At 69.2% G+C, this 13,586-nt stretch carries 14 protein-coding genes; 5 read left to right on the forward strand and 9 right to left on the reverse strand.

The features are described 5' to 3' along the window. The first annotated feature begins 428 nt into the window (after positions 1-428). Complete coding sequence (locus AB0316_RS07190; RefSeq protein ID WP_366271772.1) at positions 429-692, forward strand: hypothetical protein; 264 nt, start codon at positions 429-431, stop codon at positions 690-692. Positions 693-977: 285 nt separating this feature from the next. Next, positions 978-1,388: a hypothetical protein gene (locus AB0316_RS07195; RefSeq protein ID WP_366271774.1), complete on the forward strand. Its 411-nt coding sequence runs from the start codon at positions 978-980 to the stop codon at positions 1,386-1,388. 68 nt (positions 1,389-1,456) lie between these two features. Here the strand turns inward: AB0316_RS07195 and AB0316_RS07200 are convergent, their stop codons facing one another. The 4 genes from AB0316_RS07200 to AB0316_RS07215 are packed head-to-tail and all read right to left on the reverse strand — an operon-like array spanning position 1,457 to position 5,800. Continuing rightward, complete coding sequence (locus AB0316_RS07200; RefSeq protein ID WP_366271776.1) at positions 1,457-2,797, reverse strand: NAD-dependent succinate-semialdehyde dehydrogenase; 1,341 nt, start codon at positions 2,795-2,797, stop codon at positions 1,457-1,459. Positions 2,798-2,814: 17 nt separating this feature from the next. Further along, a complete protein-coding gene (locus AB0316_RS07205; RefSeq protein ID WP_366271778.1) occupies positions 2,815-3,210 on the reverse strand; it encodes an SgcJ/EcaC family oxidoreductase in 396 nt (131 codons plus the stop codon). Further along, entirely contained in the window at positions 3,207-4,208 is a 1,002-nt protein-coding gene (speB, locus tag AB0316_RS07210) for an agmatinase (RefSeq protein ID WP_366271780.1), read from the reverse strand. The genes AB0316_RS07205 and speB overlap by 4 nt, the downstream gene beginning before the upstream one ends. Positions 4,209-4,228: 20 nt before the next feature. Beyond that, positions 4,229-5,800, reverse strand: coding sequence for a cytosine permease (locus AB0316_RS07215; protein ID WP_366271782.1), 1,572 nt, complete (start codon positions 5,798-5,800; stop codon positions 4,229-4,231). Positions 5,801-5,889: 89 nt separating this feature from the next. On the opposite strand from AB0316_RS07215, the gene AB0316_RS07220 reads away from it, so the two are divergent. Together AB0316_RS07220 and AB0316_RS07225 are read left to right on the forward strand one after the other, a co-directional pair. After that, entirely contained in the window at positions 5,890-6,573 is a 684-nt protein-coding gene (locus tag AB0316_RS07220) for a cyclase family protein (protein WP_366271783.1), read from the forward strand. A 42-nt stretch (positions 6,574-6,615) separates the two neighbouring features. After that, the gene (locus tag AB0316_RS07225) at positions 6,616-7,203 is read left to right on the forward strand and encodes a helix-turn-helix domain-containing protein (RefSeq protein ID WP_366271785.1); all 588 of its coding nucleotides are present in this window, start codon (positions 6,616-6,618) and stop codon (positions 7,201-7,203) included. 267 nt (positions 7,204-7,470) lie between these two features. On the opposite strand, the gene glnA is transcribed toward AB0316_RS07225, so the two are convergent. Beyond that, complete coding sequence (glnA, locus tag AB0316_RS07230) at positions 7,471-8,895, reverse strand: type I glutamate--ammonia ligase (RefSeq protein WP_366271787.1); 1,425 nt, start codon at positions 8,893-8,895, stop codon at positions 7,471-7,473. 199 nt (positions 8,896-9,094) lie between these two features. On the opposite strand from glnA, the gene AB0316_RS07235 reads away from it, so the two are divergent. After that, entirely contained in the window at positions 9,095-9,580 is a 486-nt protein-coding gene (locus tag AB0316_RS07235; protein WP_366271788.1) for an RDD family protein, read from the forward strand. A 60-nt stretch (positions 9,581-9,640) separates the two neighbouring features. Here AB0316_RS07235 and AB0316_RS07240 read toward each other — a convergent pair whose 3' ends face one another. The 4 genes from AB0316_RS07240 to AB0316_RS07255 all read right to left on the reverse strand — a co-directional run bounded on the left by AB0316_RS07240 (position 9,641) and on the right by AB0316_RS07255 (position 13,544). Further along, entirely contained in the window at positions 9,641-10,372 is a 732-nt protein-coding gene (locus tag AB0316_RS07240; RefSeq protein WP_366271790.1) for a DUF4191 domain-containing protein, read from the reverse strand. 5 nt (positions 10,373-10,377) lie between these two features. Further along, the gene (gene lipA, locus AB0316_RS07245; protein ID WP_366271792.1) at positions 10,378-11,403 is read right to left on the reverse strand and encodes a lipoyl synthase; all 1,026 of its coding nucleotides are present in this window, start codon (positions 11,401-11,403) and stop codon (positions 10,378-10,380) included. A 138-nt stretch (positions 11,404-11,541) separates the two neighbouring features. After that, positions 11,542-12,588, reverse strand: coding sequence for an ABC transporter permease subunit (locus AB0316_RS07250; protein ID WP_366271794.1), 1,047 nt, complete (start codon positions 12,586-12,588; stop codon positions 11,542-11,544). Continuing rightward, positions 12,585-13,544 (reverse strand): ATP-binding cassette domain-containing protein, encoded by a 960-nt coding sequence (locus AB0316_RS07255; RefSeq protein WP_366271795.1) that lies wholly within the window; start codon positions 13,542-13,544, stop codon positions 12,585-12,587. The genes AB0316_RS07250 and AB0316_RS07255 overlap by 4 nt, the downstream gene beginning before the upstream one ends. Positions 13,545-13,586 lie beyond the last annotated feature (42 nt).

The following is a 13,586-nucleotide window of genomic DNA, read 5'->3' on the forward strand; positions in this document are numbered from 1 at the left end:
CTGCGGGCCGCAGTCAACGCACTCGGGAGCCTTGAGAGCGGCTCCGCCACTGAAGACGTACGGCGTCCACTTGAGCTTCCAGCCTCATGCCGGACACATCCAGCTCCGAGTCGGTGTCGAGGGGCTCGGCCTGTTGGTGATGGAGCATTTCGAACTCCTCAACCGTGAGGCGATCGAAGAGCCGCATCCCGAAACGCATCCGGCGTGCGGGAGATCTTTTGATCCATCCCGTGAGACGAGCTGGGAAAGCGAATGCCGATCCGTCCACCGCGATGGGCATCGCGGATCGTCCGAACGCATCGTCGCCGCCCTTTCGCGATTTCTGGAGCACTCAGGGCAAGGAAAGGAGCGCGCCCTTTTTTGTTGCCGCGGCGACGGCATTACCGCGTCCGGCGTGAAATTGCCGCGCGACCGCTACCGTGAGCCCCATGGGCTACCACACGAGGCAACTTCTTCGCGGGTTGAGTGGGATCTCGCTCCTCGTATCCGTCGGCTCGATCATCGCCGCGATCAACTGGCACAACAACTGGCGCTCGACCGCGTTAGTCGGTGCTCAGCAGAGCCCGCCGACCACGGGCCCGCTCGCAGTCGAGGCGCAAGCCACATTCCAGCAGTGGGTGATCGTCGCGCTCATCGGACTGGTTCTGCCCCTCGCGTGCTGCGTCTTCCCCGAAGGCCGTTTCGAGCGATGACCCTCGGACAGCAGAGGGCTCTCGTCCGCTGACGTGAACGGTGGCTCCAGAGCCGCCGGTGGGCCGGCGCAGGAGGAGCCAGTCTGCGATGGAGCAGTCTGGGATGAGTTCATCCTCGGAACTGCTGAGAATCCGCTGCGCCATCGGCGCAACGTTGCGCACGTTTTGGTGTGTCGGCAGGTGTAGGGCAGCCTCCTCGGTCTGCCCTGACAACGGTTCGATCCGTGCCGTGGCCGAGCGACGTGCGACCATTGCCGGAGCACCCGACAGCACTGGGGTTGGAGGATGAAGACACGGTTTCTGGGGCTGGTGCTGATGACAACGGGCTGCGCCCTCGCGGCATGCGGCGGGCCGAGGATCTCGAGCGCCGCTCCTCCGCTCGAGGTGTGCGGGCAAGTCATCTCCGACACTCCAGCAGGTGCAGTCCTGACAGATGCCAGCGTCGAGACTCACGTCGCGGGCGTCCCCACTGCTGGATCCGCCGTCTTCATCAAATTGACGCCGAACTGCCTGCACGGCGCCACCATCACCTTCGACCCGCCCACAGGTGCGGTGGTGTTTTCAAGCGCCAAAGCCCAAGACGGCAAGCTGGCTGCAGTGGGTGTGTGCCTGACCGGAGAAGGGCATGCGCACATCGTCCGTGCCGACAGATCGACCTCCGCGGTCGACCTTCCGAGAACCAGAGCCAAGTGCTGAATAAAGAAGTGCGCGAGGCCCGCCGCCGCCAAGTCCGAACGGGCCGCAGAACAGCCGTGGTGCGCGGCTCAGCGCACTGTCCGCACCAGCTTCCGGTTGACGAACTCCTCGATCCCGAAGCGGCCCAGTTCCCGTCCGAAGCCGGAGCGCTTGACGCCGCCGAAGGGCAGCTCGACGCCTTCGGCGCCGACGCCGTTGACGAAGACCATGCCGGCCTCGATCTGGTCTGCGACCCGGCGGGCCTGCTCAGGGTCGGTGGTGAAGACGTACGAGCCGAGGCCGTAGGGGGTGTCGTTGGCGATGCGCACGGCATCGTCCTCGTCGGCGGCCTCGAAGACCATCGCGACCGGGCCGAAGAGCTCTTCGCGGTAGGTCTCCTGGTCGGGCCGTACGCCGGTGAGGACGCCGGGCGGGTACCACGCCCCGCGTCGCTCGCCGGCTGATGCGAGGGTGGCTCCGTCGGAGACGGCCTGTGCCACTTGGCGTTCGAGACGCTCGGCCGCCGCCACGGACGACAACGGTGCCGGGGGCGTCTGCAGGATCCGCTCCGTGAAGCGCGACACGAAGTCGTCGTGCAGCCGGCGGTCGACGATGAAGCGCTTGCCGGCGTTGCAGGCCTGCCCGGTGTTGTCTAGGCGTGCGGCCACGGCTGCGTCGACGGTGGCGTCGAGGTCGTCGGTGCTGAGGACGATGAAGGGGTCGGAGCCGCCGAGCTCCAGCACCACCTTCTTGAGGTGCCGACCCGCGATCTCGGCCACGGCGGCTCCCGCCCGCTCCGACCCGGTGAGGGAGACGCCTTGCACGCGCGGGTCGGCGATGATGTCCGCCACCTGCGCGTTGGTCGCGTAGATGTTGACGTAGGCACCGGAGGGGAATCCCGCGTCGAGGAAGATCTGCTCCTGGGCCGCGGCGGACTCCGGGCACTGCGGCGCGTGCTTCAGCACGATCGTGTTGCCGGCCGTGAGGTTGGGACCGGCGAAGCGGGCCACCTGGTAGAAGGGGAAGTTCCACGGCATGATCCCGAGCAGAACGCCGACGGGCCGCCGTTGGATCACAGCGGTGCCCTCGCCCTCCAGCACCTCGACCGGCTCGTCGGCGAGGAAGCGCTCGGCGTTCTCGGCGTAGTAGTCGTAGATGGCCGCGCTGAAGTCGACCTCGCCGAGTGCGTCCGCGAGCGGCTTGCCCATCTCGCGCACGATGATGTCGGCCAGCATCTCGCGCCGCTCCGTGTGCAGCTGCGCCACGCGCTTGACGAGCGCGGCGCGGTCAGCAGTGCTCGCGTTCCGGGCCCATTCGCGGTACGTCGTGTGGGCCCGAGCGACCGCGTCGGCGACTTCACTGTCCGTGTGGGTCGGGTACTCCTTGAGCCGCTCGCCGGTGGCGGGGTTGACGACTGCGTACTCGCTCATCTGGGACTCCTGGGATGTCAGGTTGTCGGGCTGGGGGAGAGGTGCTCGTGCACGGCGACCCACCGGCCATCGGATCCGCGCTGAAAGACGATCGTCTCGCGCTCGTCGAGCCGCTCCTCCACTGCCCCCGAGCGAACGGTGGTCTCGACCCTGTGGGTGAACACGGCCACGTCGTCCCCGAGGGCCTGTACGTGCTGGTCGTCAGATTCGCAGGCGAGGACTCGGAAGCCCTCGTTCTCCCAGGAGCTCCACACCTCGCGGTACGCCTGGCGCGAGCGCAGCGGCGTGTCGTGGGTGTAGAAGAGGAACGTAGCCTCGGGAGCGAATGCGTCGAAGTACGCGTCCGTGTCGTGACGTCCGAAGGCCGCCACGAGCGCACGCGCCGCCGCGAGCACGTCGTCCTCCCCGCTCACGAGCGGACCGCCGGCTCGGTGTCGCTGGGCGGGCTCATCGCCGACAGCATCTCGTACGCGATGTGCGAGGCTGCGATGCCCGTGACCTCGGCGTGGTCGTAGACGGGTGCGACCTCGACCAGGTCTGCTCCCACCAGGTTGAGGTCTGCGAAGCCGCGGAGGACGGCGAGCAGCTCACGGCTGGTCATGCCTCCCGCCTCCGGCGTGCCCGTGCCGGGCGCGAAGGCCGGGTCGAGGACGTCGATGTCGACGGACAGGTAGACGGGGCGGTCACCCACCCGGGCCCTGATGCGTTCGAGGACGCCACGGGCGCCGAGGTCGTCGATCTCCACGCTGGGCACGATCTGGAAGCCGAGGTCGCGGTCGTCGACGAGGTCCTGCCGGGCGTAGAGCGGGCCTCGGGTGCCCACGTGCAGGCAGCCACTGCGGTCGACCAGCCCCTCCTCCGAGGCGCGGCGGAACGGGGTGCCGTGCGTGTAGCGCGCACCGGAGTAGGTGTCCCAGGTGTCGAGGTGGGCATCGAAGTGGACGACGGCCAGCGGGCCGTGCTTGGCCGCCATCGCGCGCAACAGGGGCAGCGCGATCGTGTGGTCACCGCCGATGGTGACGAGGCGAGCGGCGCGCTCGAGCAGCGCCCGGGCGCCGGTCTCGATCTCGGTGATCGCGGTCTCGATGTCGAAGGGGTTGACGGCGAGGTCACCGGCGTCGACGACCTGCTGGGTGGCGAAGGGCTCGACGTCGGCGGCCGGGTTGTAGGGCCGCAGCAGCCGCGACGACTCGCGCACGTGTGCCGGGCCGAACCGCGCGCCGGGGCGGTAGGAGACACCCGTGTCGAAGGGCACCCCCACCACGGCCACGTCGATGTCGGACACCTCGTCGATCCGAGGCAGCCGGGCGAACGTCGGCGGTCCGGCGTAGCGCGGCACGAGGGTCGCGTCGACCTGTCCGACGCGACCGCCGGTGGTGACGCGGGGCAGTCCGTTCGGTTCGCTGTTCACAGCTCTCTCTCCTTCGTTGGTCATGACTGCGCCGCCGCCGCACGCTTGCGGGCGCGGTGCTCGGATGCCCGGTGGTCGTCGGTCACCTCGGGCATCGGGCCGTCCGCGGCCGGGACGCCGCGCGGCCCGTCCGGCCCGAACACGTACCGAGGCTCCGGGAAGACGTAGAGGAGGACGACGTAGGCGACAGCCGCCACGCCGATGGCAACGACGAGGCTGAGGTCGACGCCGCCGGCGACATCGCGGAACGGCCCCTGGATCAGCGGCGGGTAGTTCGCGAAGAGCAGGCCCAGGACGGCTGCGGGAATCCAGGCCGCCATGCCGCGCCAGTTCGTGCCGGCGTGGAACCAGTACGCGCCGCCGAGCCGGCCCTGGTTGAAGACCTGCAGGTCGCCCTCGCGGTAGTAGCCGCGCCGCACGACGTAGCCGATCGTCATGATCACCATCCACGGCGTCGTGCAGATGACGATGGCGCCGATGAACGCGTTGACGCTCGCGATGAGGTCGAAGGCCAGACGCCCGACGAGGATGAAGACGAAGGCCAGCGAGCCGATGAAGAGCGATGCCTGCACGCGGGAGAGGCGCGGGAAGACCGACGAGAAGTCCAGCCCGGTGCCGTAGAGCGACGTGATGCCGGTCGACAGGCCTCCGAGGAAGGCGACGACGATGAGCAGGACGGCATACCAGGCGGGCGAGGCGTTGATGAGGGCGACGACGTAGTCGGCGTTGCCGGCGACGAGCGTGGCCGTGACGACACCGAAGAGGAACGGCACGAGCGTCATGAGCTGCGCGGCGAAGGTGGCGCCGAGCAGGCGCGCGGCCGAGGTCGCCTTGGGGATGTAGCGCGACCAGTCGCCGAGGAAGGCGCCGAACGAGATCGGGTTGCCCATGACGATGAGCGCCGAGAGCACGAACGTCGGCCAGAACGAGCCGAGGGCGTATGCCTTGGCGCCCGGGTCGTAGCCGAGGTCGACCTTGCCGCTGTAGGCGAAGGCGCCCAGCAGGATCAGCACGGTGTTGCCGAAGACGACGATCTTGTTGACCAGGAGCATGAACGCGTAGCCGTAGATCACGACGACGATGACGATGGCACCCAGGACGGCATACACGATGCCGCGCAGCAGGTCCGAGTCCGAGATGCCGGTGAGGCGGACGAGGGCGCCCACGACGGCGTCGCCGCTGACCCACACCGAGATGGAGTAGAACGCGATCGCCGTCAGCAGGGACAGGAACGATCCGACGATGCGCCCGCGCACTCCGAAGTGGGCACCGGAGCTCACGGCGTTGTTGGTGCCGGTCAGTGGGCCGAAGAGGCCCATGGGCATGAGGAACAGCGCGCCCACGACGACACCCACCACGGTCGCCGCGACCGCCTGCCAGAGGGAGAGGCCGAGCAGCACCGGGAACGTGCCGAGGATGATCGTGGCGAACGTGTTGGCGCCGCCGAACTGGATCCGGAACAGGTCGAGCGGGCGAGAGTGCCGGTGCTCGGCCGGAATGGTGTCGATGCCGTGCTGCTCCACCTCGGTGATGCGTGGCCGGGCGGCTGCCGACGTCGCGCCGGGCGGCAGATCGTGCTGGTGGTCGCTCATGAGGACTTCCTCTCCCGAGGCGCATCGTTGCGCCGTGAACGCGCCCGAGGCTAGCGAGCAAGTTGCATGAGATGCAATAGTTGTTTCCCATGAGGATCACTCGCGTGGTGGACCTGTCGGTCACCGTCGGACCCGGCACCGTCGTCTACCCCGGAGACCCGGAGCCGCGGCTCACCCCGCACTCGACGATCGAGCGTGACGGCTTCAACCTGCTCTCGGTGGCGATGGGCTCGCAGACCGGAACCCACGTCGACGCGCCCTTCCACTTCGACGAGGACACGCCACGCATCGACGAGCTGCCGCTGGAGCGCTTCTTCGGCCCGGCGGTGGTCGTCGACGCCACCGGCCTCGGCGAGCGCGGACGCATCACGTGGGACCAGCACATCGAGCCCGTAGCTGCGCTCCTGCGACCCGGAACCATCGTGCTGCTGCGCACCGACTGGTCCGCGCACTACGGGACCCCGGCCTACTTCGAACACCCCTACCTCGACGCCGACGCTGCACGCCGCATCCTGGCCTCCGGGGTGCGCACGATCTGCATCGACGCGATCAACCTGGATGAGACCCCGGACGACGAACACCCCGGCGAGGGCTTCCCGGTGCATCACTTGATCGCCGAGGCCGGCGGCGTGATCGGGGAGAACTTCCGCAACCTGGGGGCGATCGACTGGCCCGACCCGGTGGTCTCGTGCTTCCCGATCGCGCTCGAGTCGGCCGACGGGGCACCCGTGCGTGCCGTGGCCCTGCAGGTCGAGGTCGAAGCAGCCAACTAGTCTGGCTCGCAAATCACACCCACCGAGCTGTAGAGGAGCGCGATGCGGCCGCTACCCATCTCGCCCACTGCCGACGGCGCCCGGCTCGGCGCCCGCCTACGTGCCGCCCGCAAGGCACACGGCTACACCCTCGAGCAGCTGGCGACGGCGGCCGGCCTGACCAAGGGCTTCCTCAGCCGTGTGGAAAGGGACGAGACCTCCCTCAGCGTCACCTCGCTGGTCACCCTCTGCGAGGTGATCAGCATCAACCCCGGCTCCCTCTTCACCGCCCCCGACGTCGAGCTCGTCCGGGGCGACTCGGCACCGGCCATCAACCTCGGTGGCACCGGCGTCAGCGAGAAGCTCATGACGCCCAGGGGCCAGCCCCGAGTCCAGGTTGTGCACACCAGCGCCGAACCGGGCGCGACCGGCGGTCCCGAGCTCTACACGATCAACTGCGAGATCGAGATCGTCTACGTCATCAAGGGCACGATCGACGTCGTCTTCGCCGACCGGCGCGAGCGGCTCACGGCGGGCGACGCTCTCACCCTGCGCGGCACGGAACCGCACACGTGGGAGAACCCGAGTGCCTCGCGTGGCGCCGAGGTCATCTGGGTGCTGACCCCTGCCCCCTGGAGCGGTAGCAGCTAGTCCTGGTGGTCGACGGTGAGGCGGGTGGCCTCGCCCCTAGCCACCACGAATCGGCCGAAGGGTGTGCCCCGCGGATCCGCGGGAGGCCGCGCTGGCACTGCCCAGCGAAGCTGCGGGCAGCAGGAACCAGTGCCGGTCAACGCAGTCGAGACAGCGCGACGCCCACGCCGGGACCGTGGGTCCCAACGTGGGCGTCGCATCGACTCGGCTTCGCTGCGTCAGATGTCACTGAACCCTTCGTTCGACATCTGACACCGCTTCGCTCCGTCAGATGTCGAAGTACATCTCGAACTCGTGCGGGTGCGGGCGGAAGCGGATCGGGTCCACCTCGTTCTTGCGCTTGTAGTCGATCCACGCCTCGATGAGATCCTCGGTGAACACGTCGCCCTCGAGGAGGTACTCGTGGTCGGCCTCGAGCGCGTCGAGCACGGCCGGCAGTGAGCCGGGCACCTGCTGGATCGCGGCGTGCTCCTCGGGCGGCAGCTCGTAGAGGTCCTTGTCCACGGGCTCCGGCGGCTCGATGCGGTTCCTGATGCCGTCGAGGCCGGCCATCAGCTGCGCGGCGAAGCACAGGTACGGGTTGGCCGACGGGTCCGGCACGCGGAACTCGATGCGCTTGGCCTTGGGCGAGGTGCCCGTGATCGGGATGCGCACGCAGGCCGAGCGGTTGCGGGCTGAGTAGACCAGGTTGACCGGAGCCTCGTAGCCCGGGACCAGGCGGTGGTAGGAGTTCACCGTCGGGTTCGTGAACGCCAGCAGCGAGGGGGCGTGCTTGAGCAGGCCGCCGATGTACCAGCGCGCGATGTCGGACAGGCCGCCGTAGCCGCGCTCGTCGTAGAAGAGCGGCTCGCCGTCCTTCCACAGCGACTGGTGCGTGTGCATGCCCGAGCCGTTGTCACCGAAGAGGGGCTTGGGCATGAACGTCGCGGTGTGCCCCTGGCGCCAGGCGGAGTTCTTGACGACGTACTTGAACTTCATCAGGTCGTCGCCGGAGTGCAGCAGCGTGTTGAAGCGGTAGTTGATCTCCATCTGGCCCGCGGTGCCGACCTCGTGGTGGCTGCGCTCGACGTTGAGACCGACCTCCTTGAGCTCGAGGCAGATCTTGTCGCGGAAGTCCGCGAAGTGGTCGACGGGGGAGACGGGGAAGTAGCCGCCCTTGTAGCGGGTCTTGTAGCCCTTGTTGCCACCCTCCTCCTCGCGACCGGTGTTCCACGCGGCCTCGACGGAGTCGATGAAGTAGTAGCCGGCGTTCTGCTTCGTCTCGAAGCGCACGTCGTCGAAGACGTAGAACTCGGCCTCGGCGCCGAAGTAGGCGGTGTCGGCGATGCCGGTGGACTTGAGGTACTCCTCGGCCTTGCTCGCGATGTTGCGGGGGTCGCGGCTGTAGCGCTCGTCCGTGAAGGGGTCGAGGATCGAGAAGTTCATGACCAGCGTCTTCTCGGCGCGGTACGGGTCGACGAACGCGGTCGCGGGGTCCGGCACGAGCTTCATGTCCGACTCGTGGATCGCCTGGAAGCCGCGGATCGAGGACCCGTCGAACATCTGGCCCACGGTGAAGAAGTCCTCGTCGACCGACTCAGCCGGCACGTTGAAGTGCTGCATGACACCGGGCAGATCGCAGAACCGAATGTCGACGAACTTGACGTCCTCGTCCTTGATGAACGCGAGGACCTCATCGGCTGAGCTGAACATCCAACCTCCTGAAATGGGGCGAGGTCGCACCTCTGGATCCGGCCGCGGGGGAGCGGCGGGCATGGAGGACGGCCCCGTGCTGTCGGTCTCGACCTTACCGAGTGCCGATTTCTCGGCCATGACCCCGATGTTTCGCCGGTGTTACGGCGGCTCCGGGCCGGGTGAGGGGCGGTGCGCCGCCGAGCCGTACGCTGGACCCGTGGTGGACCGCAAGGACATGGGCTCGTGGCTGCAGGGCCCGCGAGCACGCACGACCCCTGACGAGGACTACCGAGGCAAGGACCTCGGCCTACCGCGGATGGGCCCGGGCTCGATCGCCGGTTTCGGCATCCGTCTGGTCGGGGTGCTCATCGACTGGGCCATCGCCTCGGTGATCGCCCGGGGACTGTTCGGGGTGCCGCTGCCCTTCTCGCAGCCGCCTGCCTCGGGCTCGCAGAGCTTCGTCGTGCTGGGCGTGTTCGCCGTGATGCACCTGCTGCTCGTCGGCACGGTGGGCTTCACGATCGGGCACCGCATCATGGGCCTACAGGTGCGCTCGCTCGGCGGCATCGGGCGCGTCCTGCCGGTGCAGGCGATCACGCGCACGATCCTGCTTTGCGTCTTCATCCCGGCCGTGATCTGGGACCGTGACGGGCGAGGCCTGCACGACAAGGTGCCCGGCACCGTCATCGTGCGCCTGCGCTGACAGAGCACGTATGCGGAAGGGCCGGCTCCTCGGGGAGCCGGCCCTTCCGCACATGTCAGGTCACTTGCCGCGCAGGGCCCTGCGGTCCATGCGGGCGCGGGTCGGGTCGACGCCCGGGGGCAGCGGTGCGCGCATCCCGCCGAGGGCCTTGAGGCGCTTGTTGACCATCGCCATCTCGTCCTTGGTGATCTGGGGCTTGAGCCGCTGCACCTTGCTCGCGAGCTTGGGCAGGGGCACCTCGTTGTCACCGGATCCGACGCGGAGCGTCGTCACCGGGACGCCCGGGGCGACGCGCTCGACGCGCTTCTTCTCGGCGGCCAGCAGCTTCTGCACGCGACCGGTCGGGCCCTCACCGACGAGCACGACACCGGGCCGGCCGAGCGCGCGGTAGACCATGGCGGCGGAGTTGATGTCGCCCGGACGGGCGACGTCGGCGGCGACCGGCTCGCGGTCGGTGTACCAGCCGCGGCGGATCGAGGTGAGCGCCGCACCTGCGGCGCCGGCCTGGCCCTCGATCTGGCTGTAGGCGGCACGCTCGGCCCGGCGGCTCATGATGATCGTGGCGGCGAGGATGCCGAAGAGCACGCCGAAGATGCCGAAGATCCACGGCAGCTTGACGACGAAGCCGACGATGAGGAGCACCCCGAAGACCACGAGGAACGCCAGCAGCATGAACCAGCCGATGGCCGGGTCAGCCTGCTTGGAGATCCGGTAGACGTCACGGATCTGGGAGAGCCGTCCCTGCTTCTTCTCCGGCGAGCTCGCGTCGCCGTCCTTGTTGTTGCGTGCCATGGTGCTCAGGATACGGCGGTCTGGGAGCGCGCCACCAACGACGCCGCCTCCTGGCGGGCGGGGGAGCCGGCGGCCTCGGCGAGGTGCGAGAGGTGCTCGGGGATCTCGCGGCCCCACTTGCGCATCGCGGTCGCCCACAGGCGCCCGGCGCGGTACGACGAGCGCACCAGCGGGCCCGCCATGACGCCCTTGAAGCCCATCTGCTCGGCCACCTCGGACCAGTGCACGAACTCCTCCGGCTTGACCCAGCGGTCGATCGGGTGGTGCAGCTTGGAGGGGCGGAGGTACTGGGTGATCGTGAGGATGTCGCAGCCGGCGTCGTGCAGGTCGCGGATGGCCTCCTCGATCTCGACGTCGGTCTCGCCCATGCCGAGGATGAGGTTGCTCTTGGTGACGAGCTGCGCCTCGCGCGCCATCGTCAGGACCTGGAGCGACTTGTCGTAGGTGAAGGCCGGGCGGATGCGCTTGAAGATGCGCGGCACCGTCTCGAGGTTGTGCGCGAAGACCTCGGGCCGGGCGTCGAAGACCTGGCCGACGAGCTCGGGCTTGGCCCCGAAGTCGGGCGGCAGGATCTCGACGCCGGTGTTGGGGTTGAGCAGGTGGATCTGGCGGATCGTCTCGGCGTAGAGGCCCGCCGCGCCGTCGGGCTGGTCGTCGCGGGCGACGCCGGTGACGGTCGAGTAGCGCAGGCCCATCTGGCGCACCGACTCGGCGACGCGCCGCGGCTCGTCGAGGTCGAGCGCGGTGGGACGGCCCGTGGCGATGTCGCAGAAGTCGCAGCGCCGGGTGCAGACGTCACCCCCGATGAGGAAGGTCGCCTCCTTGTCCTCCCAGCACTCGAAGATATTGGGACAGCCGGCCTCCTGGCACACCGTGTGCAGGCCCTCGCTCTTGACCATCGAGTGCAGGGCGGTGTACTCCGGGCCCATCTTGGCGGTCGTCCGGATCCAGGACGGCTTGCGCTCGATGGGGGTCTCGGCGTTGCGCGCCTCGACGCGCAGCAGACGACGGCCGTCGGGAACGACAGACACACGGGCTCCTAGGTGGGTTTGGCTGCTCCGCACAGGTTACGCCCACCTGCCGACAACCCTGGACAGCCCGGGTGCGCTCCCGAGGTCGGCGACACGGCATACGAAAAGGGTCGTATGCCGTGTCGCCGGGTGACCGGGTCAGCCGACGTCGCGCCGGCGGAAGGCGACCAGCCCGACGACGAGCACGAGCACGAGGGCGCAGAGCAGGAAGACCCAGCCGTGGGTGTAGGTGAGGACGTGCTCCTGGTAGTCGCACCGGGAGGCCGTGCAGGTCTCGGCGTAGTACGTCGCGCCCTTCGAGACGAACGCCTCGATGTTCTTCATCACCGACCAGGGCTGCAGGCGCCCCTGGAGCAGGCCGTTGACGGCGAAGCCCTCGACGACGACGCCGTAGCCGAGCACGAAGCCGATGATGGCGGCGGTGTGGCGCAGCAGCAGACCGAGGGCGGCGCCCCCGAGGCCCGCACCGACGACGAGTGCGACGACCCGCAGTCCGAGCAGCGCCAGCGGCTCGTCGGGCGCCGGCGGGCTCGGCAGCTTCACGTCGGCGCCGGGTCGGTTGACGACCGACACCATCCGGGCTCCGAGGTTGGCCAGGACGAGGGCGAGCGCTGCGATCGCGGCGGAGCCGATCGCGACGGCAGCCAGCTTGCTGGCGGCAACCCGCAGGCGCCGCGGCTGGAAGGTGAGCCAGGTGCCCATCGAGCCGGTCGCGAACTCGGCTCCTACAAAGCTCGCGCCGAGCAGGAGGGCGACGAAGGCCAGTAGCAGGGCCCCCGACTTCGCGATCCCCCCGGTGATCGTGTCGGCGTCCGGGAGGACGAGCCCCATGTCCTCGAGCGTCGGCGGGCGCTGCTGGTCACAACCGAAGTCGACGGACTGGTCGCCGCTGCGGTCGCGCTCCTCCGCCTGCGCGGTGCGGCACTGCTCCAGCATCCGCGGCGCTTCCTGCTGCATCGACCGGTAGTTGTCGAGCTGTCGGGCGATCCGCTCGGGCGAGCTCTCGTTGTAGGCGTTGTAGACGGTGGCCCCGATGAAGAGCACGACGGCGACGACGGCCACCTTGGTGAGCCGGCGCCACCAGAGCCGGCGCAGCTCAACGCCCACGAGACCGGCGAACGAGGTCCCCTGCGGTCGCACGTCGACGCGGGGTCGCGAGTCGGGTGTGAGCAGCGTCTCGCTCATGCCGCACCTCCTTGCACGCTGCCCGCGGCGCGGTCGGCGTCACTGCCCAGGCCCTCCTCGGCCGTCAGGGCCAGGAACGCGGACTCGAGGTCGGGCCGCACCGGGACGAGTTCGGCGACGTAGAGCCCGTGCCCGGCCAGCGAGCGGGTCACGGTCGAGGGGTCGCCGGCGCCGACGACGAGGTGGTCGCCATCGCGGGTGACCGCGAAGCCGTCGGCTTCGAGCACCTGCGCGGCGCGGTCAGGGGAGGCCACGCCGACGCGAACCTGCGCGACACCCGCACCGCCGAGGATGTCGGCGACGCGGCCCTCCGCGAGCAGCCTGCCGTGCCCGATGATCGACACGGTGTCGGCGACCTGCTCGACCTCCGCCAGGATGTGCGAGCTGACGAGGAGCGTCTTGCCCTGGGCGCCGAGGCTGCGCATCGTGTCGCGCACCTCGCGGATGCCCGCGGGGTCGAGCCCGTTGGTGGGCTCGTCGAAGATGAGCAGGTCGGGGTCCTTGAGCAGGGTGGCGGCGATCGCGAGGCGCTGCTTCATGCCGAGGGAGAAGCCGGCATACCGGTCGTGCCCGCGGTCGGCGAGGTGCGTGGCCTCGAGGACCTCGTCGATGCGGTGACGCGGGGTGCCGATGGCGCCGGCGAGCAGGCCGAGGTTCTGCCGGGCGGTGAAGCGCGGGAAGAACTTCGGCGACTCGACGATGGCACCGACCCGGTCGATGACCTGGGGCAGCCGGCCTGGCACTCGCTCGCCGAAGACCTCGGCGGTGCCGGAGTCGGCGCGGACGAGGCCCAGCAGCATGCGGATCGTCGTGGTCTTGCCGCTGCCGTTGGGCCCGAGGAACCCGTGGACCCCGCCCAGGGGCACCGACATCGACAGGCCGGTGACGGCGACGCGCCGCGACCCCCGGCTCAGATACGTCTTGCGCAGGTTGACGGTGCGGACGGCGACGTCCATCGGCTTCTCCCCCTGAGAGTCGGCTGTGAGCACACCCTAGGG

Origin of the sequence: Terrabacter sp. NPDC080008, assembly GCF_040702505.1 — a bacterium.
GTDB lineage: Bacteria > Actinomycetota > Actinomycetes > Actinomycetales > Dermatophilaceae > Terrabacter.

What these genes read in the sequence shown, in the direction of transcription:
- AB0316_RS07255 (WP_366271795.1), bottom strand. Translation starts at nt 13,544, where the DNA reads ATGGACGTCGCCGTCCGCACCGTCAACCTGCGCAAGACGTATCTGAGC.
- AB0316_RS07220 (WP_366271783.1), top strand. Translation starts at nt 5,890, where the DNA reads ATGAGGATCACTCGCGTGGTGGACCTGTCGGTCACCGTCGGACCCGGC.
- AB0316_RS07240 (WP_366271790.1), bottom strand. Translation starts at nt 10,372, where the DNA reads ATGGCACGCAACAACAAGGACGGCGACGCGAGCTCGCCGGAGAAGAAG.
- AB0316_RS07200 (WP_366271776.1), bottom strand. Translation starts at nt 2,797, where the DNA reads ATGAGCGAGTACGCAGTCGTCAACCCCGCCACCGGCGAGCGGCTCAAG.
- AB0316_RS07250 (WP_366271794.1), bottom strand. Translation starts at nt 12,588, where the DNA reads ATGAGCGAGACGCTGCTCACACCCGACTCGCGACCCCGCGTCGACGTG.
- AB0316_RS07215 (WP_366271782.1), bottom strand. Translation starts at nt 5,800, where the DNA reads ATGAGCGACCACCAGCACGATCTGCCGCCCGGCGCGACGTCGGCAGCC.
- AB0316_RS07190 (WP_366271772.1), top strand. Translation starts at nt 429, where the DNA reads ATGGGCTACCACACGAGGCAACTTCTTCGCGGGTTGAGTGGGATCTCG.
- glnA (WP_366271787.1), bottom strand. Translation starts at nt 8,895, where the DNA reads ATGTTCAGCTCAGCCGATGAGGTCCTCGCGTTCATCAAGGACGAGGAC.
- AB0316_RS07195 (WP_366271774.1), top strand. Translation starts at nt 978, where the DNA reads ATGAAGACACGGTTTCTGGGGCTGGTGCTGATGACAACGGGCTGCGCC.
- AB0316_RS07225 (WP_366271785.1), top strand. Translation starts at nt 6,616, where the DNA reads ATGCGGCCGCTACCCATCTCGCCCACTGCCGACGGCGCCCGGCTCGGC.